This window comes from Kineosporia mesophila (genome assembly GCF_021129235.1).
Lineage (GTDB): Bacteria > Actinomycetota > Actinomycetes > Actinomycetales > Kineosporiaceae > Kineosporia > Kineosporia mesophila.
This window is the reverse complement of sequence record NZ_JAJOMA010000001.1, coordinates 798,152-822,347: the sequence shown is the minus strand read 5'-3', so window position 1 is coordinate 822,347 and position 24,196 is coordinate 798,152. Positions and strand designations below refer to the sequence as shown.

General features: G+C 70.2%; 21 protein-coding genes and 1 pseudogene. 5 read left to right on the top strand and 17 right to left on the bottom strand.

Annotated features, from left to right (window positions below; all coding sequences use genetic code 11):
- Positions 1 to 54: 54 nt before the first annotated feature.
- From LR393_RS02980 to LR393_RS36140, 4 genes are all read right to left on the bottom strand, one after another.
- Positions 55 to 2,598 carry a ComEC/Rec2 family competence protein gene (locus LR393_RS02980; protein ID WP_231481409.1) on the bottom strand — a complete coding sequence of 848 codons (2,544 nt, stop codon included), beginning with the start codon at positions 2,596 to 2,598 and terminating at the stop codon, positions 55 to 57.
- Positions 2,599 to 3,098: 500 nt separating this feature from the next.
- Positions 3,099 to 3,992 carry a ComEA family DNA-binding protein gene (locus LR393_RS02975; RefSeq protein ID WP_231481408.1) on the bottom strand — a complete coding sequence of 298 codons (894 nt, stop codon included), beginning with the start codon at positions 3,990 to 3,992 and terminating at the stop codon, positions 3,099 to 3,101.
- Positions 3,993 to 4,079: 87 nt separating this feature from the next.
- A complete protein-coding gene (locus LR393_RS02970; protein ID WP_231481407.1) occupies positions 4,080 to 4,976 on the bottom strand; it encodes a DegV family protein in 897 nt (298 codons plus the stop codon).
- A gap of 138 nt (positions 4,977 to 5,114) precedes the next feature.
- Positions 5,115 to 6,254, bottom strand: a complete 1,140-nt coding sequence (locus tag LR393_RS36140) for a GGDEF domain-containing protein (protein WP_231481406.1) — start codon at positions 6,252 to 6,254, stop codon at positions 5,115 to 5,117.
- A gap of 140 nt (positions 6,255 to 6,394) precedes the next feature.
- Here LR393_RS36140 and LR393_RS02960 point away from each other — a divergent pair, with 140 nt between their 5' ends.
- Positions 6,395 to 8,530, top strand: a complete 2,136-nt coding sequence (locus LR393_RS02960) for a RecQ family ATP-dependent DNA helicase (protein ID WP_231481405.1) — start codon at positions 6,395 to 6,397, stop codon at positions 8,528 to 8,530.
- A 643-nt stretch (positions 8,531 to 9,173) separates the two neighbouring features.
- On the opposite strand, the gene LR393_RS02955 is transcribed toward LR393_RS02960, so the two are convergent.
- On the bottom strand, positions 9,174 to 9,434 hold the full coding sequence (locus LR393_RS02955) for a hypothetical protein (RefSeq protein WP_231481404.1): 261 nt from the start codon (positions 9,432 to 9,434) through the stop codon (positions 9,174 to 9,176).
- Positions 9,435 to 9,883: 449 nt separating this feature from the next.
- Here LR393_RS02955 and LR393_RS02950 point away from each other — a divergent pair, with 449 nt between their 5' ends.
- Both LR393_RS02950 and LR393_RS02945 read left to right on the top strand, forming a co-directional pair.
- Positions 9,884 to 10,813, top strand: a complete 930-nt coding sequence (locus LR393_RS02950) for a helix-turn-helix domain-containing protein (protein WP_231481403.1) — start codon at positions 9,884 to 9,886, stop codon at positions 10,811 to 10,813.
- On the top strand, positions 10,791 to 11,000 hold the full coding sequence (locus LR393_RS02945; protein ID WP_231481402.1) for a DUF397 domain-containing protein: 210 nt from the start codon (positions 10,791 to 10,793) through the stop codon (positions 10,998 to 11,000). The genes LR393_RS02950 and LR393_RS02945 overlap by 23 nt, the downstream gene beginning before the upstream one ends.
- 111 nt (positions 11,001 to 11,111) lie before the next feature.
- On the opposite strand, the gene LR393_RS02940 is transcribed toward LR393_RS02945, so the two are convergent.
- The 4 genes and pseudogenes from LR393_RS02940 to LR393_RS36895 form a co-directional block, all read right to left on the bottom strand.
- Positions 11,112 to 11,948, bottom strand: coding sequence for a helix-turn-helix transcriptional regulator (locus LR393_RS02940; protein WP_345718781.1), 837 nt, complete (start codon positions 11,946 to 11,948; stop codon positions 11,112 to 11,114).
- 159 nt (positions 11,949 to 12,107) lie between these two features.
- Complete coding sequence (gene def / locus LR393_RS02935; protein WP_231481401.1) at positions 12,108 to 12,614, bottom strand: peptide deformylase; 507 nt, start codon at positions 12,612 to 12,614, stop codon at positions 12,108 to 12,110.
- A gap of 15 nt (positions 12,615 to 12,629) precedes the next feature.
- Positions 12,630 to 12,839, bottom strand: coding sequence for a hypervirulence associated TUDOR domain-containing protein (locus LR393_RS36900; RefSeq protein WP_345718795.1), 210 nt, complete (start codon positions 12,837 to 12,839; stop codon positions 12,630 to 12,632).
- Between the two features lie 39 nt (positions 12,840 to 12,878).
- Positions 12,879 to 13,274 (bottom strand): annotated as a pseudogene (locus tag LR393_RS36895) (DNA polymerase ligase N-terminal domain-containing protein); the annotation flags it as partial.
- A 9-nt stretch (positions 13,275 to 13,283) separates the two neighbouring features.
- Between LR393_RS36895 and LR393_RS02925 the strand changes: the two are divergent.
- Together LR393_RS02925 and LR393_RS02920 are read left to right on the top strand one after the other, a co-directional pair.
- The gene (locus LR393_RS02925) at positions 13,284 to 13,496 is read left to right on the top strand and encodes an RNA-binding S4 domain-containing protein (RefSeq protein WP_231481399.1); all 213 of its coding nucleotides are present in this window, start codon (positions 13,284 to 13,286) and stop codon (positions 13,494 to 13,496) included.
- Between the two features lie 58 nt (positions 13,497 to 13,554).
- Entirely contained in the window at positions 13,555 to 15,780 is a 2,226-nt protein-coding gene (locus LR393_RS02920) for a putative bifunctional diguanylate cyclase/phosphodiesterase (protein WP_231481398.1), read from the top strand.
- On the opposite strand, the gene LR393_RS02915 is transcribed toward LR393_RS02920, so the two are convergent.
- From LR393_RS02915 to LR393_RS02880, 8 genes are all read right to left on the bottom strand, one after another.
- Entirely contained in the window at positions 15,777 to 16,511 is a 735-nt protein-coding gene (locus tag LR393_RS02915; RefSeq protein WP_231481397.1) for a SprT-like domain-containing protein, read from the bottom strand. The genes LR393_RS02920 and LR393_RS02915 overlap by 4 nt on opposite strands.
- Before the next feature lie 178 nt (positions 16,512 to 16,689).
- A complete protein-coding gene (locus LR393_RS36135) occupies positions 16,690 to 17,709 on the bottom strand; it encodes a glycoside hydrolase family 26 protein (protein ID WP_231481396.1) in 1,020 nt (339 codons plus the stop codon).
- Between the two features lie 90 nt (positions 17,710 to 17,799).
- A complete protein-coding gene (locus tag LR393_RS02905) occupies positions 17,800 to 19,173 on the bottom strand; it encodes a glycoside hydrolase family 15 protein (RefSeq protein WP_231481395.1) in 1,374 nt (457 codons plus the stop codon).
- A 147-nt stretch (positions 19,174 to 19,320) separates the two neighbouring features.
- The gene (locus LR393_RS02900; RefSeq protein WP_231481394.1) at positions 19,321 to 20,004 is read right to left on the bottom strand and encodes a DUF3618 domain-containing protein; all 684 of its coding nucleotides are present in this window, start codon (positions 20,002 to 20,004) and stop codon (positions 19,321 to 19,323) included.
- Positions 20,001 to 20,426 (bottom strand): phage holin family protein, encoded by a 426-nt coding sequence (locus LR393_RS02895; RefSeq protein ID WP_231481393.1) that lies wholly within the window; start codon positions 20,424 to 20,426, stop codon positions 20,001 to 20,003. The genes LR393_RS02900 and LR393_RS02895 overlap by 4 nt, the downstream gene beginning before the upstream one ends.
- The gene (locus LR393_RS02890; protein WP_231481392.1) at positions 20,423 to 21,196 is read right to left on the bottom strand and encodes a hypothetical protein; all 774 of its coding nucleotides are present in this window, start codon (positions 21,194 to 21,196) and stop codon (positions 20,423 to 20,425) included. Before LR393_RS02890 ends, LR393_RS02895 begins: the two co-directional genes overlap by 4 nt.
- 126 nt (positions 21,197 to 21,322) lie before the next feature.
- Positions 21,323 to 22,792 (bottom strand): SulP family inorganic anion transporter, encoded by a 1,470-nt coding sequence (locus tag LR393_RS02885; protein WP_231481391.1) that lies wholly within the window; start codon positions 22,790 to 22,792, stop codon positions 21,323 to 21,325.
- An 89-nt stretch (positions 22,793 to 22,881) separates the two neighbouring features.
- Positions 22,882 to 24,162 (bottom strand): MATE family efflux transporter, encoded by a 1,281-nt coding sequence (locus LR393_RS02880; protein WP_231481390.1) that lies wholly within the window; start codon positions 24,160 to 24,162, stop codon positions 22,882 to 22,884.
- Positions 24,163 to 24,196: the final 34 nt, after the last annotated feature.

Here is a 24,196-nt window from a genome sequence, read left to right as displayed (position 1 = left end):
TAAAGCCTCTCCCGGCAGGGACCGGGCTGGTCTCATCCAGACCTCGCCCCGTACTCATCCGGCGGTCACCACCCGAAGATCGCCGGGACCGCCGGTCACCGCGATCTGCCCCTGGGTGTCTGTGCGGAAGGCCGCTGCCCCGATCCGCCGGAGCATCGCGAGCGCCTTCGGGGCCGGGTGCCCGTAGTCGTTGTCCGCGCCCACCCCGATCAGCACGACCCGTGGGTGCAGGAAGCGGTACAGCCGCTCCTCCTGATTCGCGGAGCCGTGGTGCGAGAGCACGACGACATCGACGCCACCGCTCCCGAGCATCCGATCAGGAACGGTGGCCGGCACACTTCCATGCACGACTCCAGGAACGACTCCCGGTACGGCATCGTGCACGAACCCAGGCCCGCTCCCCGCCACGGTTCCGGCCACATCCCCAGGCACGGTTCCGGCCACATCCCCAGGCACGGTTCCGGCCACATCCCCACGCACGGTTCCGGCCACATCCCCAGGCACGGTTCCGGCCACATCCCCAGACACAGTTCCGGGTTGGCGGCCATGACCTGGTCGACCATCCCCAGACGCTGTCACGCGCACGCCCCCGGACACTGTCCCGGGCGCGGCCCCAGACGCTGTCCCAGGCACGCCCCCAGTCACGACGCCGGGCACGGCCGAGAGCGTGCGCAGCAGGGCTCGCTGCGCTTCCGGCTCGGCATCTCCCAGTGCGGCGACCCGCAGTCCGCGTACCTGGGCGAGCAGGACCACGCTGACGTTGTTGATCTTTTCTCCCTCGGGTTCGGACGTTGCGGCCAGACCCGCACGAATGGCGGACGCCGGTGGCGGGATCAGGCGCCAGCTCACCCGCCAGGCACCGGTACCGGCGGTGCCGGTGACCTCGGTCGTGACGGGGATCGTCCGCCCGCCCGGGGACAGGTGGGTGACGTCCCGGGCCTGGGCCGGGGGCAGGGCGACGGGGCTGACGTAGACCGGTGGGTCGCCCCGTCCGTCGAGTGCCCCTTCCAGGCCCTCGGCGTGGTCCGCGTGGAAGTGTGTGACGAGGACCAGGTCCAGGTGGTGCACACCGATACGCCGGAGACAGCGGTCGGCCAGGGCCGGGTCGGGGCCGGCGTCGACGAGCACCGCGCGGTCGGGGCCACTGCGGATCGCCGTGGCCGAGCCCTGACCGACATCGCACTGCACCACGGTCCAGTCGGTGGGTGGGCCGCTGCCCGGGAGCACCGGGATCCAGCGCGGCAGCACCAGGCACGCCCCCAGCACGAGGGGCAGCAGGGCTGCCGTACGCCAGGCCCCGCGCATGAGCAGGCTGATGACCAGGAGGCTCAGGGCCGCGAGCAGAACGGCCCCGCCGAGACCGTCGGGCCAGGGCAGGGACCCGGCGGGAACGTCGGCGGCCCGGTGTGCGACCGCCGCGATCCACTCCGTGGCCAGACCACCCACCCAGGCCACGGCGGACGCACCGCCGGGCCAGACGGGCGAGAGCGCGGCGGCCACGACGCCCGCGACCGTGGCCGGAGCGACGGCGGCGTCCACCAGCAGATTCGCCGGGACCGAGACCAGACTCACGACCGGGTCGAGCAGAACGGTGACCGGAGCCGTCACCACCTGCGCGGCCACCGGCACGCAGAGCGAGAGCACCGGTGCCGTCGGCCAGCGCCGTAAGCGGTACAGCCAGATCGGCACCAGCAGCAGGAGTCCCGCCGTGGCCAGGACCGACAGGGCGAACCCGAAACTCCTTGCCAGCCAGGGATCGACACCGAGAAGGATCACCACCGTCGCCGCCAGCATCGGCACTCCGGCCCCGCGCCGCGCCATCAGCGCGCCCGCCAGGGCCAGCACGCCCATCACCGCTGCTCTCAGCACGCTCGGTTCGGGTCGGGCCAGCACCACGAAACCCACTATCACGAGCACCGTTCCGGCCGCCTGTACCCGCCTGCCCCCTCTCAGCGCACCGATGAGCACGAACGTGACGGCGCCCAGGATCGCTACGTTGCTGCCGCTGACAGCTGTGAGGTGGGTCAGCCCGCCCGCCTGAAGATCGGCCTCGAGATCCGGATCGAGGCCGGAGGTGTCGCCCACCACCAGGGCCGGCAGTAGCCCTCTGGCATCGTCCGGCAGCCCGGAACAGGCCTCCCTCAGCCCTTCCCGCAGATGCTCGGCGAACCGCCAGGGCCACGAGCCCGGATACCTGATCACCGGCCCGCTCCGAGCGAACGTGACCGCGACCTCGGCCTGGCCCGGATCGGCCGGCCGGACCCGGCCCGAGGCCCGGACCTCCTGCCCGGCCACCAGATCTCCCCATCCGCCGGTACCGAACACCACCAGCTGGGCCGAGCTCGCCACGGTGCGCTGCCTGGCCGCGACCCGCCTGATCCCCAACCGGACGAGATACAACGGCCCACTCCCGAACGACGTGGCCGACAACCGCTTCGGATCACCGGACACCCTGCCCTCGAACGTGATCGTCATCCCCCGGGCGGCCACCGCGGTGAGCGGATCGTGCTCCCGGTGCAGCAGACGCAGCCCGGTGACCGCCGTGACCGGGGCGACCAGGGCGAGCACGAGCAGCAGGCCCGCGACCCAGGTCGTCAATGGCGTCCGGGCCCGGCCCCGTCCGGGTGCTCGCCAATGAGATCTATTGTTCCGGAGAGGATCTGCCACGCGCCGACCCCGGCGTCGCCCCGCCCGCAGATCTGCGGAGGCGACGGCCCGAGCAGTCACCCGATCAAGACGAGACCAGAGGGAACCGGCCCCGCCCCGACCGTTCCCCGGACCGGGCCAGACATCACCAGCACCCGTCCTCATCGACCGCCGTGATGCTGAGGCGTGGCGTAGATGAATCGCCGCCCCGCTCAGCCCGGCCACCAGAAGCGCCGAGAGCACTCCACCCAGGATCAGCACCGTCCGGGCCGGAAGCACCAGGGCACCCCAGGTCAGCAGCCACGCGGCCGCGGCTCCCGGCAGCAGTCTCAGGTCAGGAGCCGGGCGCGGTGTGCGTCGCTTCGCCGGTGCGGCCTTTACCCCCTCACCGGGAGCGGTTCGCCGGGCTCCACCCGTACCCAGCCAGATCCGGGTCGCCGCGCGCAGCCGGCTCATACCCGGACCATGGGGCGCAGCTTCTCCATCGTGCTGTCACCGATGCCCGAGACCTCGTTCAGGTCGTCGACCGTGGTGAACCGGCCGTTGGCCTGACGCCACTCGACGATTCGCCCGGCCAGTACCGGACCGACCCCCGGCAGGGCATCGAGCTCGCCGACCGTGGCGGTGTTGAGATCCACCGGCGTACCGGGCGCCCCACCACCCGACGGCGCGGCCCCGGACACCGGCGGCACCGACACCTCGTCCGGCACCTTCTGCCCGGGCTTCGGCACCAGGATGCGTTCTCCGTCAACCACCTTGCGCGCCAGGTTGATTCGGTTCAGATCGGCCTGCCCCGCCGCTCCCCCGGCCGCCTCGATCGCATCCTGGACCCGGGCGTCCGCACCCAGCGACACCACCCCGGGGTGCCGCACCTGACCGACCACATGAACCCGGGACGGCACAGCCCCGCCCGCTCCCACAGCGCTCGGCGCCGGGGAACGATCGACGCGAGCAGACACGTCCTCATTCGGGGTCGGTGCAACGGAAACACTGACCAAAGGCTGCGATTCACCGATGGCTACCCCCTCGTCCCCACTTCCCCGCACCAGCAGGACGCCCGTGGCCACCACCACGACGAACGCCAGCACCGCCGCGGCGACCGCCGCCCGTACCGGCACATCCCACCGGGAACCACCACGGATCCGACCTCGCACCAAGCCTTCTCGCAACAGGCTCTCCCGCAGCGAGTCGTGGGGCGGTTCGTGGGGCAGTTCGTCGTCGGCGCCGCCGCCGGACCAGTCGCCGGGCCAGGGCCCGTGGCCAGGTGCCTGGCCGCGCTCGGCCTGGTGCCACGACTCCTCGAGAATCCGCTTCAGCCGCGGGGGTTCATCAGGATCGGTGCGCATACCCCGAAGCTAGGCTACGGATCTCCGGATCACCGGTCCGATGACCTGCCTGTGGACAACCCGGTCGTCGTGCCGGGCTGTGGAAAGTCAGTCGCCGAGAGGATCCAGGTCCCGGGCCACGACCACGCCGACGGCCCCCGGCCCGACGTGCGCACCGATGACCGGGCCGACCTCGGTGACCGGGATCTCGCCGATCGCGGGCAGATGTTCGCGCAGACGGCCGGCGACCTCGTCCGCCCGTTCCGGGGCGGACAGGTGATGCACGGCGATGCGCGTGGTGGCCCCCTCCCCGGTGGCCTCGGCGACCGACAGCTCGACCAGCCGGGTGAGGGCCCGCTGAGTGGTGCGGACGCGCTCGAGGGGCTCGAGTCGTCCGTCGGCGAGCGCGAGAACCGGTTTGATGGTCAGCGCCGAACCCACCCAGGCGGTGGCGGCACCGATCCGGCCACCCCGGCGAAGGAACTCCAGGGTGTCGACGTAGATGTAGATGGAGCTGTTGAGCGAGCGGCGGGCGGCGGCCCGGGCGACCTCGTCCACGGCGGCTCCGGCGGTGACGGCCGTGACGGCGGCCTGGACACCGAATCCCAGGCCCATGCCGAGGGAGCGGGAGTCGACGACCTCTACGGTGAATCCGTCGCCCTTCACCTCGGAGGCGGCCAGGCGGGCGGCCTCGACCGTGCCGGAGATGTCACCGGACAGATGTACCGACACGACGGCGGAGAATCCCCGGGCCTGTAGGCGGCGGTAGGTGTCGACGAAGACCTGCGGGGACGGACGGGACGTCGTCACCGTCTTGTTGGCCCGCAGTGCCGCCACCACGTCATGCGCGTCGAACGTGATGTCGGTGCCCGAGTCAGTGTTCTCGGGGCGGGAGATGCCGCCCACGACGACCTGCAGGGGGACCACAGTGACGCCCAGGTCGGCCGACACGGCGGCCGGCAGATAGGCGGTGGAATCGGTGACGACGGCGACAGGACCGGCCATGAGCGCCGAGGCTAGCGCGGATGGGCGGTCCCTGGGGCACCGTCGGGCTCAGGCTCCGGCTCCGGCTCAAGCTCCGGATCGGGCTCAAGCTCCGGATCGGGCTCAAGCTCCGGATCGGGCTCAGGCTTCGGATCTTGCTCAGGCTTCGGGATCGGCCGGCGGTGTGCTCTCGCGGAGATCGGGCGAGGGGACGTTGGCGGGTTCGTCGTCCTCCTCCTTGAGCCGGGCGGCGGCCCGGCGCTTCAGCGACCGGCGCAGCGAGAGGTCCTGGATGGCGCGCTCGAGCAGGCCCTCGAGTTCGTCGGCGTCCCAGGGCACCAGCGTGGCGATGCCGGCGCTGACCCGGCCCTGCCAGACCTCGCGCGGCAGTTTCACCTTCTCGGCGAGGTGCGAGCGGATCCGGCGTTCCATCTCCAGGGGGGACGTGCCGGTGCCCGGGCCGATCATGACGAACTCGTCGCCGCCCCATCGCGCAACCACGTCGGTGGCCCGGGTGGCGGCCAGCAGGGCCTCCGCCACGGCGACCAGGACCGCGTCGCCGTCCTTGATGCCGTGCTCCTCGTTGATCCCGCGCAGGGTGTCGACGTCCACGACCAGCGCGTGCACGGCGTGACCCTGACGACGGGCCAGGTCGATCATCGGCCGGGCGACCAGTTCGAGGCCCTTGCGGTTGGCCACGCCGGTCAGCGGGTCCTTCACCGACTGCTCCATCACCTGACGGTGCGCGTCGACCAGGGCCATGGCGGCGCTGGTGCGGGCGCCGCGTACCGCCGTGGCCAGGGCTCCGGCGGCGACGATGAGCAGCAGCATGTTCATCCAGCGGGCGGCGTCGTCGGTGGTGAAACCACCGCGGACGACGGGGGTGATCACACAGCCCACCCAGAGTGCCCCGCAGGCGGCCAGGACCGACCAGAACCAGTTGCGGGCGCTGACCACGCAGGCGGCGGCCGCGGCGAGGATCAGCTCGGCCGATGGCCAGTACTGCTCAATCAGGCCGGCGCGGGCACAGGCGGCCGTCGCAGCGAGGATCGGGACGATCGCCGCCGCGGTCTCGCGCCGCCAGCCGGGCAGGCGCCGGGTCGAGGCCATGAACCCGATCAGCAGGAAGATCACCGCTGCGGCCCCGTCGACGGCGATCAGGGCCCCGCGGTACTCGACCTCCATGACCAGGCCGAGCACGGCGCTGACGGCGTGGATGACGGCGAAGCCGAGGCAGAGACGCGGAAGGCCGAGACTGGTGGCGTCGCCGGCTTTGGGAGCGAGGGAGGCAGGACTCACATCAAGGGGATCGGTCGTGTCGCCAGGGCGCTTGAGCGGCGCGCCGGTCGTACGGTCCACAGCCGGTACGACCGGCGGTTCATCCACAGGCGGAGCGCGGAGTTCGGAAACTGTCGGACCCTCGTGACAGGCTCCTGCCCGTGACGACGACACCTACGGCCACCCGCAACCCCGAGGTCCGCGCCCGTGCGGAGGAGTCGCTGCGCAACCTGGTCGGTTCGCCGCAGGCGCGGCTGCACGACGACCAGTGGGCAGCGATCGAGGCGCTGGTGGTCGACCGGCGTCGTGCCCTCGTGGTGCAGCGGACCGGCTGGGGTAAGTCGGCGGTGTACTTCGTGGCCACTGCCCTGCTGCGGGCCGCCGGATCTGGGCCGACCATCATCATCTCGCCGCTGCTGGCGCTCATGCGCAACCAGATCGCGGCTGCCGAGCGGGCCGGTATCCGGGCCGTCACGGTCAACTCCTCCAACCTGGACGAGTGGGCCGAGGTGTACCGGTCGATCGATGCCGGAGAGGTGGACGTCCTGCTCGTCTCCCCGGAGCGGCTGAACAACCCTGACTTCCGGGAGAAGGCGCTGCCCCGACTGACGGCGGCCACCGGCCTCGTCGTGATCGACGAAGCCCACTGCGTCTCCGACTGGGGCCACGACTTCCGGCCGGACTACCGGCGCATCCGCACGCTGCTCGCCGAGCTTCCGGCCGGGGTTCCGGTCCTGGCCACGACGGCGACGGCGAACGAGCGGGTCACGGCCGACGTCGCGGAGCAGTTGTCGGTCACGGGTACGTCGACACTGGACGATGTGCTGGTGTTGCGGGGCACGCTCGACCGCGACTCCCTGCACCTGGCGGTGGTCGAGCTGCCGTCACCGGCGCAACGCCTGGCCTGGCTCGCGGAGAACCTGAAGTCCCTGCCCGGGTCGGGCATCATCTACTGCCTCACGGTCGCCGCCACCGAACAGGTCGCCGAGCACCTGCGGGCAGCCGGGTACGAGGTCGCGGCCTACTCCGGGCAGACGGAAGAGGCGCAGCGCCGCACCGCGGAGACCGATCTGCTGGGCAACCGGGTCAAGGCACTGGTGGCCACCTCGGCGCTGGGCATGGGCTTCGACAAGCCGGACCTGGGGTTCGTCATCCACCTGGGCGCGCCACCCTCGCCGATCGCCTACTACCAGCAGGTCGGGCGCGCCGGGCGCGGTCTGTCCCAGGCCACGGTGGTGCTGCTGCCGGGCCGGGAAGACCGGGACATCTGGAACTACTTCGCCGGTCTGGCGTTCCCGGCCGAGCACCAGGTGCGAGTCACCCTCGACGCCCTGGCCGGGCGGGACGGGGCGATGTCCACCCAGCTGCTGGAGACCCAGGTCGATCTGAGCCGGTCCCGGCTGGAGATGATGCTGAAGGTGCTCGATGTGGACGGCGCCGTGCAGCGGGTGCGCGGTGGATGGGTCAGCACCGGGCAGCCGTGGCAGTACGACGAGGACCGGTACGAGCGGGTGCGGGCCACCCGTCGGGCCGAGGAGCAGTCGATGCTCGACTACGTCAGCACCCGCGGGTGCCGGATGCAGTTCCTACGGCGCACTCTGGACGACGACACGGCCGGTACCTGTGGCCGCTGCGATCGTTGCGGCGGGGTCCAGCTCGACGTTCAGGTGCAGGGGTCCGACGTGGAGACCGCCGGTGAGGTTCTCAGCCGCCCGGGCGTGACTGTGGACGCGCGCCGGCAGTGGCCGAATGGCATGGCCGAACTCGGGGTGCCGTTGAAGGGCCGGATCGCCCCCGCGGAGCAGGCCGAGCCCGGCCGGGCCGTCGCCGGGGTGACCGACCTCGGGTGGGGCGCCCAGCTGCGCGAGCTCTTCGATCCCGCAACGCCTGACGATGAGGTGCCGGTGCCCCTGCGTCATGCGATCGTGGCCGTGCTCGACAGCTGGGAGCTGCCCCAGGCGCCGGAGTGCATCGTCGTGATCGAGTCGCTGTCGCGGCCGAAGCTCGTGCGACACCTCGCCGAGGGCCTGTCCAAGTATCTGCGGCTACCCGTCGCCGCGAGCCTGGTGCCGGATCCGGCGTCCACCCCCGGGGAGGGCGCGGCCAACTCCGCACAGCGGGTCAAGGCCGTGGCCGACCGTTACCAGCTGAACCTGGAGAACGACGGCATCGACGGACGCTCGGTCCTGCTGATCGATGACCGCACTGTCACCGGGTGGACCTTGACGGTCGCCGCACGCCAGCTCCGGCAGGCGGGGGCGACCGCGGTGTTCCCTGTGGTGCTCGCCACGAACTGAGCTCACGAACTGAGCCGATGTCCCCGGCGGGCACTTGCCGCGAGCACCAGCAGCGCTCAGTGCCCGGCCACCAGGGCCCTGGGTGATCAGGGCACCAAGCGGCCGGACCCACGAGAACTCGTCGACCGGCCCGAGGAGATCCAGCGCGCCGAACGAGACAGAACGAGCCTCCCTTTCGGGCACATCTGATCAGTAAAATTGCTCTCGGGCCCGTCGGCACCTGGCGGCGACCCGGGCCCAGGACCTCTGGGAGAACTGACCGTGGCTCGGCCCCCGCCGGCCCCGGATGGAGCACCGCACGGGGCAACGCGTGGAGGGATACGCGTCGGCGAGGGCCGAGCCGTTCAAGGGACTCGCCGTCGAGATCGGCGACGGCGAATCGACCACAGGGCAGCCAGTCAGTACGAGCGAGCCCAGAGCAATCAGTCAGAGCAAGCGGTCAGACCAGCCGGCCAGAGCAGGTGGCCAGACCAGGTGGCCAGACCAGGTGGCCAGACCAGGTGGCCAGAGCAGTACGGCCACCGCACGCACCATCCATCGCAGCCACCGCACTCGCCAGCCCACCGCACTCACCTGAGACCGCACTCAGCTGGCACAGCAGTCACCTGGAACAGCAACCACCGGAGGCATCCGGGCGGCCGGTTCAGACCAACAGCACGACCTGCCGCCAGGACTCGTCCGTGAGCCGGTAGCAGGTGTCCCCGATGGCCAGGACGAGCGCTCCCAGCTGCACGGACCAGACAACGTGATCGGCCTTGAGCGGAACCGCCCCCGAAGCCCCCAGCCAGCCGGCGAACGACCGCCTCGGCATGGTGGCCACCTCGACCAGTTCGTGCCTCAGGTGCACGCTTTCACGCCGGACCTCGACCTCGGCCGGTGGGGCGGGCCAGCCCCGGCCGTTCACCAGGTCGATCCGGAACCGCCCGACCCATTCTCCGGTGCCGTCGACCGACGCAGCGCCGGGCCACGGATCCAGAATTCTCGGGACCTGCTCAGAGACAACCAGATTCGTATTGTAAGAACGAGAACGCGCCGACTGGAGCGGAAGATCACGAACCCCGGAAGAACGAACCCCGGACGCCAATCCAGCCCCAGCCTTCACATCAGGATCAGAATCCCCTGAATTCTCCACCACCAGGCCTCTCTCACAGCTCCACGGACCCTGATCCGATCGGGGCCCCAGCTCCCAGGCTTCTTGAGATGACGGCATCTAACTCCTTCGCCACCGAATTGACAACTATCAGAAGCCGTTTGCTGAAAAACTTGCGGCAAATCACTACCGGCTAATCAAACTCACCAGTAGATGGTGTTCAATTGCCTGACAAGATGAATCAGATGGAAAGGTCGAGCACCATGCCTGAACCTGCCGGGACCATCGGAATCGCCTTGCTCCGCCGCCATATCGGCCGCCAGTTCGAACGACTCCGCATACAGGCCGGCCTCACACAGGACCAGGCTGCGGAACGGGTAGAACTGAGTAAATCCACGCTCATCCGAATGGAGAACGGCACGGACGGCGTGAAGTTCCGGGATGTGCAGGTGCGGCACATGCTGGATCAGTACCGGGCCCCGGAGACCGATCGCGAGGTCCTCATGGCCCTCACCGCCGAGACCCGCCTCGGTCCGCGCAAATCCTGGTGGCACGACTACACCGAGACGTCACTGCCGCCATGGTTCGCCATGTACGTCTCGCTGGAAGACTCGGCGGCCACGATCCAGTACTACGAGCAGGAACTGGTTCCCGGCCTGTTGCAGACCAAGTCGTACGCCGAGCGCGTCATGCAGGTCCCGGCCGGGTTCGTCGGCGAGGATGAGGCGGCGCGCCGCGTCCAGGCCCGCCTGGAACGGCAGTCGCTGCTCACCCGCCCGATGGCCCCTCGCCTGGAAGTGGCGATGGGCGAGGCGGTGCTGCACCGGCTACTGGGGATGGGGTCCGGCATTGCCCGTGAACAGCTCCGGCACCTGCTCGACGTCACGCAGCGCCTGAACGTGGAACTACGCGTCGTTCCCTGGTCCGCAGGAATGCATGGAGGTGTTGCCAGTGGCGGTTTCATTTTGTTGCATTTCCCGCGCGACCCGATCTCGGGCGAGCCGCTGGAACCACCAATGGCGTACTCTGACCTGCTGACTGGTGCCATGTATCTGACCAAATCCGCAGAGGTGGAAAGTTACCAACTGGTCTGGTCAGATGTCATGAAAAGTTCGCTGGATCCAGGCGCGAGTCGAATGCTCATCGCAACCTTCCTGGAAGGACTCGAAATTGACGGAGAACCTCACTCCTGAATGGTTCAAGAGCCGCCGCAGCGGTAACGGCAACGCGTGTGTCGAGGTGGCTACGAACCTGCTGCCCAGCACGGGGCAGATTCTCCTGCGCGACAGCAAGAACCCCGCGGTCGCCCCGTTCGCCTTCACCCGGGCCGAATGGGAAGCGTTCGTCGGCGGAGCGAGAGACGGCGAGTTCGATATCTAGCTGTCCAGCTCTTCATCCGCTTCATCCGCAGAGCAGTCCCCGCTGAACCGGAGGCCGGCGAATCTCTCCTAGCGGTATCGCCGGCCTCCGTACCCGGAAGAATAAAAAGCTTCAAGAAACGAACTGCTGATTTCCGAGCACGCTCATCAACTGCAACTTCTCGTAACCCTCGGAACCCGGTTGGGCCGTGAACACCAGCAACATCTGGGCCCGGTTGTCGGTGAAGAGTTTCTGGCAGTCCACCTCGATGCCGCCGAGTTCCGGATGCACGATCGTCTTGTGATCGGTCTCCCGCACCCCGACCTCGTGCCGTTCCCAGATCTCCACGAACTCATCACTGACGGCCGACAGCGCGCTCACCAGGTCGGCGGCCCGCCGGTCGCGCGACAGCCCGGCGACCGCCCGCAGGGCCGCGACCTGAATCCGGCTCTGGTACTCGTGATCCCGTTCCGGATAGCGCCGCCGCTCGGCGGGGTCGGTGAACCACCGGTAAACGGCCGAGCGAGCGCTGCCGGCGTACGCCACCTGGTCACCGATCAGTGCGGTGGCCAGCCGGTTCTGCACCAGGGTCTCGCCCAGGTCGGACACGATCATGGCCGGGGTGTCGTCCAGCCGGTCGTACACCCGCATCAGACCGGGGGCCACGTGGTCGGAGCGCACCACCCGGGTGGGCGCGTTGTGCCCGGTGATCCGGAACAGGTGGTCCCGCTCGTCCAGGGTCAGGCGCAGCGCCCGGGCGATCGACGCGATCATCTGCTCCGAGGGCTGCGGTCCGCGGCGCTGCTCGAGCCGGGCGTAGTAGTCGGTCGACATCAGCGCGAGCGCGGCCACCTCCTCGCGCCGCAACCCGTGCGCCCGGCGGCGGGCCCCGGCGGGCAGACCGACGTCCGCCGGTTGCAGGGCCTCCCGGCGACGGCGCAGGAAGTCGGCCAGAGCATCACGATCCACGTCGTCCATCATCAGCCCCGTTCGGCAGGGCTGCCAGAGATCAGCCAGGGATCGCTGATCCCCCTGTGGCCGATCCCGATGAAGGACGTCCGGGAGACTCCGGTCCCCAGGGGCCCCGAAGCGGTGGGTGACCGGAGGGACCCGTGCTGAGCCTCGTCCTCAATTCACCGTCTCGACCTCGGCGCGAGCCCGCTTGCGCACCTCGCCCGACAGCCGGTCGAGATAGACCTTGCCGTTCAGGTGGTCGGTCTCGTGCTGCAGGCAGCGCGCGACCTCGCCCTCACCGGTGATCTCGATCGGCGCACCGGTCTCGTCCTGCCCCACGACGGTGGCGAGCACCGCGCGGGCGGCCGGGAAGCTGTGCCCGGCGACGGAGAGGCAGCCCTCGGGGGCCGTCTCGGTCTCCTCGGAGAGCCCGGTGAGGCGCGGATTGGCCACGACAGCCACCACCCCCTCGCAGTCCATGACGAAAAGCGCGTGCGAGAGCCCGATCTGATTGGCCGCCAGTCCCACCCCACGAGCCTCGTACATACTCGCGAACATCAGCTCGACCGTCTGGGCCAGCGACGCGTCGAACATCGTGACCGGATCGGCCTTGGTCCGTAGCACCGGGTCACCGAGCTGCCGGATCGGGGCGGGCTGAGGAGTACGCGGGGTCGTGGCCACGGACCCCAATCTAGATCACGATCGCCGGTGCAGGGCCTCCGCCCGATGAGCCGCGCGGTGACCGCTCTTGTCACTCTCGACGACGAACATCGGCTCGTCCTCAGTGGCCGTGAACTTCTGCTTCGCCAGCTGGAAATCCTTGGTCTTCACGTCTTTCACCACACCGTGCGTGGCGCCCTGCGGAGTGTTCCAGGAGACCTTGTCCCCCACCTCGAGCTGCGACATGGCCACACCGTGGCCCGCCGGAAGGTCTCCCGCGACTCGAGGTTGCTCCTTCGTACGATGCAGCAGCCAGTCGGTATCGGTACGGATCAGGGCGTAGCGCACGGCTCCGGAACGACCGTGCAGCACGAACACGAAACGCTTCCCGGTGCGGTCGATCTCCTCCCACCACCCGATGTCGGCGATGAACTTGTTCTCGTCGGTGTAGGTGAGGTGGCCGAGGTCGTGGTCGGGTACCTGCACGGCCAGACGGTTGTGTGCGGGCGAGTCCGGCAGCCCTCGCGGGACGGCCCACGACCTCAGCACCCCGTCCTGCTCCAGCCTCAGGTCGAAGTGCGGGCGGGGGACGCGGTGGTCGTGCAGTACGAAGGCCGGCCGGGGATCCACCCCTCCATTCTGGGATGACGAGTTTTGGGACGACAACCCGACGACCTGCATCATGACCCTGTGCCAGAAGTCGAGATCAATGACGAGTACATCCCCCTGGGGACCTTCCTCAAGCTTGCCGGGGCGATCGGCAGCGGCGGTGACGCCAAACTGATGATCGCCGCGGGTGATGTGGACGTGAACGGTGAGCCGGAGATCCGGCGCGGCCGCAAGCTGCGCCCGGGCGACGTGGTCACCACCGCGGGCGGCACCTGGACCGTGGTCTCGGGTTAAGCCCCCTCAAGCCCCTCCCCGCCGGCGCCGATGACGGCTCGACGGGGAGGAGCAGGGAATGAGGACGAACGCCGATTCACCGATCCGCGTCACGATCACGTCCCTCTTCACGATCGCCCTGGTGGTGGCCGAGTTCGCCCTGCTGGTCGGCGTCTACCGGCGCACCGAGCCGGTGCAGCGACAGGAACTCCTGCAGGCCCGGATGGAGCAGCAGGTCACCGACACGATCGCCCTCTCGCAGGACGGCGCCGGGCTCCTGCCCCGCACTTTCCGTGCCCTGGACGGCCTGGCCGGGGCGGGCGTCAGCCGGGAGGACCTGGCCGGCCCGCGCGAGGCCGCCGACGCCCTGGCCGCCTCCCCGGCCGACCCGCAACGCCTGGTCACGCTCTCCGACCAGGCCCGGGTCCTCGGCCGGACCCTGACCGACCGGCACCAGGCCCTGGACCGGCAGGCCCGGATGATCTACGCGTCACTGCTGATCATCGTCTCGATCGGCTGGTTCGCCTGGTTCCGGCGACTGGTGCAACGGCACCGGGCCCTGCAGCAGGCCGTCACCGAGCGGGAGGCGGTCACCGCCGGCGAGCAACGGCTGCTGGCCCTGGTGCAGAACGGTACCGACGTGGTGACGGTGTTCGACCTGGACACCCGCACCAGTTACGTCAGCCCCTCGGCCAAGGCGGTGCTCGGGGTGCCGGCTGAGCAACTGATCAACACCCGCCTGGCCGCCCTGCTCCAGCCGGAGGACGTCAACCGTCTCGTGCACCTCCTGGCCACCCTGCGGGCGGGCGAGGACGCGGCGGTGAAGCTCTGGATGCGCCACGCCGACGGCCGGCTGCTGGTGATCGAGGGCATGCTGGCGAACCTGCTGCACGAGGAGGTCGTGGGCGGGTTCGTGCTCACCTTCCGCGACGTCACCGAACGGCACGCCCTCGAGGAACGCCTCACCCACCAGGCCTTTCACGATTCGCTGACCGGCCTGGCCAACCGCCAGCTGTTCGCCGACCGGCTCTCCCACGCGCTGGTGCGGCGGCCCGGCCCGACCCGGTCGCTGGTCGTGCTGTTCATCGATCTGGACGACTTCAAGAACATCAACGACCGGCTCGGGCACGGCACCGGCGACAAGGTGCTCGAGGTGATCGGCCGGCGCATCCGCGGGGCGACCCGGGCGGGCGACACCGCGGCCCGGCTGGGAGGAGATGAGTTCGCGGTGCTCCTGGAGTCGTCCACCCTCTCCGAGGCCGAAGCGCGGGCCCAGCAGCTGGTCGACCTGATCGCCGAGCCGATCGTCATCGACGACGCCCGGATGCCGGTGACCGCGAGCGTGGGCCTGGCCGAGGCCGTCCCCGGCGAGATCAGCAGCGAGGAGGCCCTGCGCAACGCCGATGTGGCGATGTACTCGGCCAAGGACCGCGGCAAGAGCACCGTCGCGGCCTACGACTCCCGGCTGCACGCCGAGGCCCTGGACCGGCTGGAACTGCGCGCCGACCTGCAACGGGCGATCTTCGGCAACGAGCTGGTGCTGCACTACCAGCCCACCGTCGAGCTGGAGACCGGCAAGATCGTCGGCTTCGAGGCCCTGGTGCGCTGGCAGCACCCGGTGCGGGGCCTGCTCTCCCCCGCCGCCTTCGTGCCGATGGCCGAGGAGACCGGCCTGGTCGTGCAGCTGAACACCTGGGTGCTCTTCCAGGCCTGCCGGTTCGCGGCCGCCCTGCAGGGTGACTGGCGCCGGCCGAGCATGGCGGTGAACATCTCCGCCCAGCAACTGGTGCGCTCCGACTTCGTCGAGCAGGTCGACCGGGCCCTGACCGAGTCCGGCCTGCCCGCCGACCGGCTCACCCTGGAGATCACCGAAAGTGTGGTGCTGCACGATCTTGAGGACGTCATCCCGCGGCTCTCGCACCTGCGCTCACGGGGCGTGCGGGTCGCCGTCGACGACTTCGGAACCGGCTACAGCTCGCTGGCCTACCTGACCGAGCTACCCATCGACGTGCTCAAGGTGGACAAGTCGTTCATCGACCGGGTGGCCTCGGACGCCCAGGGCGCCAGCGTCACCGAGGCGATCATCGCGATGAGCCACACCATGAACCTCTCCACCGTGGCCGAGGGGGTGGAGGTGGCCGAACAGGCCGCCTGGCTGCGTCAGGTGCGCTGCCCGATCGGCCAGGGCTACTACTGGTCGCGACCGGTGGACGAGGACGGCGTGCACGACCTGCTCGCCCGTCCGACGAACGAGCTGGGCGGCAGCGCCGACCTCGTCAGCTACCGGACCGTGGCGCCCTTCTAATAGCGCTCCACCTGCGAGAACGGCACTGTGAGGAGCTGGCGCCGGACCTGCACGTGATAGCGGGTGCGGCCGATCCGGACCACCTTGCCGGTGGTGCCCGCGTACTTGCCCGGGCAGATCAGCCGGACCCGGGTGCCGATCGGGAAGAGTGCCGCGTCGCGGCCGGTGACGGCCGGTTCCGGGACGGCACCCCGGGCGGCGACCGCGGGCTCCGGCCGGCCCGGGCGCACCCGCTGCACCACCCAGCGCCGCTCGGCCACGTAACTGGGGTGCATCGGCACGACCTCACCGTTGCGCATCCAGTCGAGCAGGGACGAGGGGTCGAAGGCCCGGGAGCACTCCCCGCACGACTGCACCCGCACGGGCTGCCGGTGCCGGGTGATCGAGTGACCGCGCGGGCAGGTACCCCGCCACGGCCCCGGGGGCCGGGGCGCGTCCTGCGGCAGGCAGCGGGTGCCCGAGCACCCGATGGCCCGGGCCTGGGCCTGCCAGATCTCGTCGTGCCCGTGGGCCGGGCCGACCAGTGCGTGCGCGATCTCGTGCAGTACCGTCTCGGTGACCTCGGCCCGGCTGTGCAGTTGCGCCAGCACCCGGCTGAGCCCGATCTCCCGGGGCTCGGCCCGGCAGATGCCGGCCCTGGTCTTGGCGTTGTCGAAGACGAGGCGCCAGTCGGACAGCCCGTGACGCCTCATGAGCCCGACTGCGAGCGCCCGCGCCTGGATGAGCTCCACCCTTGCCGCTCCCTCACCAAACGATCTGTAGGTGGAGATGAGAGTAGGCGCACCCACCGACAACTTGGGACCGCAGTGCCGGTTCTGTGGAGAAGTTCTTCCAGCGGCGAACATCACTGTCCGCTAGCACTTTTCAACCCCAGGCTACGAGTGCACAATGCACTGCGAATGCCTTGCGCTACGAAGCGCCCCGGGCCAGGCGGATCGCCGACCGAACCTGCCGGCGGTACTCGGCCCTGGCCTTGGGGTTGAGGCTCAGCGCGCCCGCGTGGGCCGGGTCGGTGTCGTTGAAGTACCCCTCGTAGGCCAGGTTGCCCTGCTGCGACCGGAAGAAGCTGAACATCTTCTTCATGTAGTTGGCATTGTCACCACCGCCGTGGCCCTTCCAGGCGTAGCCCGGGTAGAGGCCCCATTCCGGCACGGTCAGCCGCTTGCCCTTGCGCCGCGCGAAGGCCGCCCAGTACTTCAGCCCCTGGTTACCGTTGAGCTGCTTGTCCCAGCCCGCCTTGGTGGTGACGGCCGGGTACCCGTCGTAGGTGTCGATGCCGACGAAGTCCACGTACTTCTTGCCCGGCCAGGCCTTGGTGGCGTCGCTGAGGGCGTCGCCGACCCCCCGGTTGACCGTCCAGTCCCAGCGCAGCTTCGGGGCCTTCGCCTCGGCGGCGGTGAAGATACGGCGCCAGCACTTCACGAAGGTCTGCGGCCTGTACGCCGCCCAGTCCACCCAGGTGCCGTTGAACTCCCAGGCCAGCCGGATCACCGTGCGCTGGGACATGCCCGAGTCGGCGGCGTTCTGCCCGAACGCGTTCCAGTAGGTGTCGTAGCGGCCGGCGGCGCAGGCGGCCAGCGAGTAGCCGGGACCCTCCGGGAACGGAGCGCTGCTGATGACCAGCGTCTGGGAGGCGTCCTTCCAGGTCCGGTACAGCCACGCGGGGTTACTGAGAGACTCCCAGTCGGTGCGGCCGGAGTACACCACGGCGACGTCCGACCCGGCACCGCGCTGCCGGCCGAACTCCGTCTGCGCGGAGGGCACGTAGTCGGGCATGAACGCGCCACTGGCCCACGGCATCCCGGACTGGGTGGACGGGATCCGGGGGGTGACGGCGGTGGCCGGCTCCACACCGGCCAGGGTCGCGAGGATCACCCCCAGGCCGACAGCAGGGATCACACCGAACGAGAGCCAGCGTCTGATTTTCACGACATCCCCGGGGGCAGAGCGGCGGGCGAGTTACCGGACGTGACGGTAGCACTCCGCTCAGTGACCAATGGGGCGCCACTCAGGTCCTTCTCAGATCCGGGCCACCGCCATCACGACGAGTGCGTCGGACCAGGCCAGCGGCGCGGGATAGGCCGGCGCGCCGGTGCTGAGCAGTTTCTCGGGGATCGCCCCGAACGCGGTGCGATGGTCACGCAGCCAGGTCAGCCAGTGGTTGGCCTGTGCCCGGTCGCCGACGGAGGCCGCGGTGAGGGCGTACAGGGCGGTCGGAGGGGTCCAGCTGATGCCGTCGTTGGGCCAGCCGACGCCGGGGGCCAGTCCCCCGGCCGCCCTGATCATGCCGTTCCCCGCCTTGTTCCAGGCCCGTACGACCGACGGTGGGGCGGCCGCGGTGAAGGGCGGCAGCAGGAACGAGATCGAGGCGTCGGACACGTCGCCGCCCAGTTCCCGGGGATATCCCTGGGAACCGAAATCGTCCGTGATGCTCTTCTCCAGCCGCTGGGCCCGCTGCCGGGTGGCCCGGACCGTGGCCGGGGCGCCGAGCATGGTCTGCAGTGACGTCGCCGAGCGCAGACCCAGAGCGATCGGTGCCGCCGTTCCCAGACTCAGCCGGTACATGGGCAGTTCCCAGTAGTCCTGCGAGTGCGGGGGCAGCGCGCCGGGGCCGTCCGTGAGGTTCAGCAGGCCCCGGGTGGACGCCTCGATCATCGGGCGAAGGGTGTCGAGAGCCTTCTGGGCCTGCGCCGGCGGCAACGAGTCCACCAGTTCCAGCGTGGCCCACAGCACCCAGCCGGACCCGTCGTTCTGCTTACCCCGGTCGTCGGGCACCCCGGACTCGTCCGGCCGGTAACGGGCTTCGAAGACCCCGTCGGCCGGCTGCTGCCGTTGCAGGAACTCCAGGATCCGCAGAGCGTCGGCCGGGTGCCCGGTCTCGATCAGCGCGACCGCGGCGAACGCGGCGTCGCGGGGCCAGACGTAACGCCACGGTCCCGCCCACGCCGCCACCAGGGCCCCGTTGTCGAGCAGCAGGGTGTGGATGTCGAGCAGCGCGTTCTCGACCATCTCGGCGTAGGGCCCGCCGCGGCCGGGCCGGTCGCCCGCCGCCAGCCAGGCCCGCTGGGCCTCGGCCAGGGCCTGCGCCCGGCTGACGTCCTGCGCCGTGGCCTTCGTCCGGGTGAGAACGGCGGCCGACTCGGGCGTCAGCACGCGCGTACCCGGGTAGAAATCGACCACCGACGGGTCGGTCTCCGCCGGGACGGCGATCCGGTCCCCGTTCGGGGCGATGCCGACCACCTGACTCATCAGTGGCAGGACCCGGTTCTCCGACCGCTGCCGGCGATGCTCGAGGTGAATGACCAGAGCGGCGATGAGCAGCAGGACGATCGTGACGATCAGGGCACTTCGGAGCCTGCGGGCCGTCGACAGAACAGTTCCGGCCGAGCCCACAGGCTCACTGTGCACCGTTCGGCGCACAGTGCCAAACGCGGTCACCCTTTGGCGCTGAAGTGTGACCACCGGTGGGCGAACGAGGCGACGGAGCGGGCGATCCCGGAAGCGCCAGGATCACCCGCGGGCCGCCGGCGGGACCATGGATCAGGAACGCGTCTCCTGCACCTGCTCCTTGGCCTGTACCCCCTGGTCCTTCACCTGCTGACCGGCGGAGGAGGCCTCTTCCTTCACCGTCTGCGCGGCATCGGTGGCGGTGGACCGCACGGAGTCGGCCGCTTCCTGGGCGCTGCCGCGCAGGTTCTCACCGACCTCCTTGGCCATCTCGGTCGCCGGGCCGGTGACGGTGGAGGCGTTCTCCTTCAGCTTCGTCACGGCCTTCTCCTCCTGCCGGGTGGCCGGCAGGAGCGAGCCCAGCAGCATGCCCGCGCCGAACGCGATCAGGCCGGCGGCCAGCGGGTTGCCCTCGGTGCGGGCCTTGACCGCGCCCGGGGCGCCGGCCACGGCCTGCTGGGACGAGGACGCGGCGTCGCTCACCGCTGACTTCGCGTCACCCAGGGTCGATGACGTGCTCCGGCCGGAACTCGTGGCGGTTCCCATGACCTTCTCCTTCGCGGTTCCGGCGGAACCCATCACCCGGTCCCGGGCCGAGCCCGCGGCGTCCTTCACCTTGTCCACCTGACGCTTGGCGACATTGCCCGGCCGAACCGTCTCGGCGAGCGTGTTCACGTCGGTGCTGAGTTCCTGGCGGGTGTTCTCGATCCGCGCCCGGATCTCCTCCGGCGTCTCCGCCGACGTCGATGACGTGGATGGACTGGTCTGCTGGCTCATCGGATGTTCCCCTCGTTGCCCTTGACCGCGTCCGGGATGCGCTTGACGCTGTCGGTCGTCCGGGGCAGCCCGGGGGCCGCCTTGATCTGGTTGCGACCGAGAACACCCAGCACCGCGGTGATCACGGCCAGCACGAGCGCCACCACCAGGGCGGACCAGCCGTGGCCGATCTGTTCGCCCAGTGACCACCAGATGGCGATCAGCAGGAACAGCACCGTGAAGTGCGCGGCAACGCCTGCCGCACCGAGCATTCCGGCGCCCTTGCCGGACTGCTTCGCCGACTGCCGCAGCTCCGCCTTGGCGAGCTCGACCTCCTGGCGCATCAGCGTGGACAGGTCGCGGGTGATGTCGCCGAGCAGGTCACCGATCGAGGGCGACTCGCCGGTCGGGGTGGGGGCCGGAACCCCGTGACCCGCGCTCACAGACGGCCCCCGGCAACGGTTTCCTCGTAGCGGGTGGTCTCCACGATCTCCGTGCCGTCGGTGTCGTACCGCTCGTACGACGCGTAGGGCTCGGGCTGTACGTACTCGTTCACGGGTGCGTCGGCACGGCCGGTCGGCCCGGACTCGGCGTCAGTTTTCGCGGACTCGTGGCGGGCCTCGCTGATCGCGCCCCGGGTCAGGCGCCCGGCGATCAGGCCCGCACCCGCGGCGATCGCCAGGAACGTGCCGGGACGGCGCCGGGCGAAGTCGGTGACCTCGCTCAGCAGGGCGCCCGGGTCGCGCTGGTCGAGCCAGCCGGCCACGTCACGAGCCCGGCCGGAGACCTCCCGCACCAGGTCGGAGGCGGTGCCCGAGTTCGCGCCGTCGGCCATCGACTCGAGTTCGGTGCTCAGCGAGCGCACGCCCTCGGCCAGCCGCTGCTGCTGCGTGGACGCCTGGCCGCGCAGCTCCTCACGGGTCTGTGCGTACAGGTTCTTCGCCTGGTCAGCGGCTTCCGAGGCAACCCCGGCGGCCTGCTCACCAGCCACCCCGGCCACGTGCTGGCCGGCCTGCGCCGCACCGTGCCCGACGTTGGCGGCCTGCTCCCGGGCGACATCCTTCGTAGAATCCGAACCACTGTCGGAATCCTCGACATACGTTTCGGTGTAAGTGGTTTCGGTGTACTCCACGGGTGCGGCGGGGTCGTACACCGGCTCCGTGGTCGTGGTGGTGTTCTGGGCGCGCAGGGGCGCACCGAATTCGTCGGCCATAAGAGCCTCACAAAGGAAATTGGTGCGTGAAGAGCCGAGCGGCTGTCTGCACTCGCCTTGACCTTCGCACCGGCCGGAGATAGCGCAAGTGGACTTACCCGGCCGAAATCCCCGAAGCCCCAACCATCAGCCGCCGAGCGTACCCGCCAGACGGCCGTGCATGGCTTCGCTGTGCGGGTCCAGGCCCACGATGGTGACTTCCTTGCCGCGGGCGCCGTACTTGGTCCGGATCGTGTCCATCGCGGCGACCGAGGAGGCGTCCCAGATGTGTGCCGTGGTCAGATCGATGACTACGCGCCCGGGGTCCTGGGCGTACTCGAACTGGTGCACGATGTCGTTGCTGGAGGCGAAGAAGAGCTGTCCGTGCACCTGGTAGGTCTTCACCGAGCGGTCCGGCGAGAGCCGTGAGGTGACGGTGACCAGGTGCGCCACCCGCCGCGCGAACAGCACGCTGGCGGCCAGCACCCCGACGATCACGCCGTAGGCCAGGTTGTTCGTGGCCACCGTGACGGCGACGGTCACGACCATCACCGAGGTCTCGCTGCGCGGCATCCGCCGCAGCGTGGCGGGGGCCACGCTGTGCCAGTCGAAGGTGGTGGCGGCGACCACGACCATCACCGCGACCAGCGCCACCATCGGCATCCGGGCCACCACCGGGCCGAGCAGCAGAACCAGCATCAGCAGCCAGGCGCCGGCCAGGAAGGTGCTGAGCCGGTGCCGCCCACCGCTCTTCACGTTGATCATGGTCTGGCCGATCATCGCGCAGCCACCCATGCCACCGAAGAGGCCGGCGGCCAGGTTGGCCACGCCCAGCCCCCACGACTCCCGGGTCTTGTCCGAGCCGGTGTCGGTGAGGTCGTCGACCAGCTTGGCCGTCAGCAGCGTCTCGAGCAGACCGACCAGGGCCAGGCCGATCGCGTAGGGCAGGATCGTGCGCAGCGTCGCGAACGTCCACGGGATGTCGGGCAGACCCGGCAGCGGCAGGCCGTCCGGCAGCGCCCCCTCATCACCCACGGTGGGCACGTGCAGGCCGAACCCGATGGCGGTCGCCGTCACCACGACGATCGAGACCAGTTGCGCCGGAACGGCAGTGAACACCCGCGGGAGGAACACGATGATCACGATCGACAGCGCCAGCAGCGGGTAGACCAGCCACGGCACGTCGAACAGGTGCCGCAGCTGGGCGCTGAAGATCAGGATGGCCAGGGCGTTGACGAAGCCGATCATCACGCTGCGCGGGATGAACCGCATCAGCCGGGCCACCCCCAGCACCGCCAGCAGGAACTGGATCGCACCCCCGAGCAGCACCGCCGCGATTACGTACTGCAAGCCGAATTCCCGCGCCAGGGGTGCGATCACGAGCGCCACCGAACCGGCCGCGGCCGTCACCATTCCCGGGCGCCCGCCGGTGAAGGCGATGACCACGGCCATGACGAACGAGGTGAACAGGCCCACGCGCGGGTCCAGCCCGGCCACGATGGAGAAGGAGATGACCTCGGGGATCAGCGCGAGCGCGGTGACCAGCCCGGCGAGGACCTCCACCCGCAGCACCGTCCCCGAACGCAGCCATGAGGTATTGCGGAGAACGGCACCCACGGCCTTCCCTTTCTTTCAGAGCATCGAGACCCTAACGCTAGGGCAGATTTCGGTCATGGTGGACGCGGGTCAGGACGGACGCGTTCAGGTCACCGGACGGGGTCGACCGGCTGCGCAGAGTTCCGCAGGAACTGGGCCCACAGCGCGATCGCCCCGATCACGTGCGCGGCCACCAGCCCGATCGCCGCACCCCGGACACCGTGAAGGTCCGCGCCGACGGTCCCCAGGACGAGCAGCAGCAGGGCCCGGACCAGCCAGGCGCGGCGCAGGGCGTCCAGCCGGCCCCGGGCCCGCAGCGCCAGCACCGGTCCGGCCCCCAGACCGGCCATGACCACGCCGATCACGGCCGGTTCCAGCACGTCGCTGGCGCCGTCCCAGCTCTGGCCGGACAGGTGCATCCCGAGCCACTCGGGCACGGCGGTCAGAGCGACACCCCACAGTGCGGTGACCACGCCCAGCCCCAGCCCGGTCAGCAGGGCCGGGCGCAACAGGCCCTGCCCCCGCTCGGCCCGGGCGGCGAACGGCGCCCGCAGCAGGGCCGAGGTACCGCTGATCACCAGGTAGGCCGGCACCAGGAACATCTGCGCCGCCCAGAGCGCACCGATCGCGGCGATCCCGACCACGCCGCCGATCAGGCAGTAGGCCAGGTAGAGCGAGCCCAGGCCGAGCAGGTAGTCGATGCTCAGCCGCACGGTCAGGTGCCGGTTCAGGGCGAACCACAGGGGCACCTCGCGCAGCGAGGGGGTGAGCCGGGCCAGCAGGCAGCCGATCCCGGCGCTCAGCAGGGCGGCGGCACCCCAGCCCGCGGTGATGCCGACCATCGAGTGGTGACCGGCGCCGGTCAGCAGCACGACCACGGTGAGCTGCACGGCCGCGCCGGACAGCCCGAGCAGCAGGGCCGGGCGGGGACGGCCCGCGGCGATGAAGACGAGACGGAAGCAGTCCTGCACGAGCAGCCCGGGCAGCGCCAGGCCGACGGCGAACACGGCTGTCCGGATCGGCTGCCCGGGCAGCACGGCGGAGACCAGGCAGCAGAACGTGCCCGCGGCCAGGCCGAGGGCCACGGCGGCACCGGTCGCGTTGCGCGCCGCCTGCCGCCGCACGCCCGGCACCGCGTCCCCGAACTGGATCAGGAAGACGTCGCTGACCATGGCCCGGGTGATGCCGAGCGCGAACCCGGCCAGCAGCAGCACCACGCCGAAGATGCCGAAGATGTGCGCCTCGACGGAACGGGCGACCACGAACGACAGACCGACCACGGTGAGACTGGAAAGCACCTGGTCGGCGACTCGCCAGCGGATCCGCGAACGGAGCGACGGCTGCCCCGGACCTCCCGGGGGTGCCGTCCCCGCACCCACGACCTGCGTCACGCCCACCCCCAGCCGCCGAAGAACCCTTACGTGA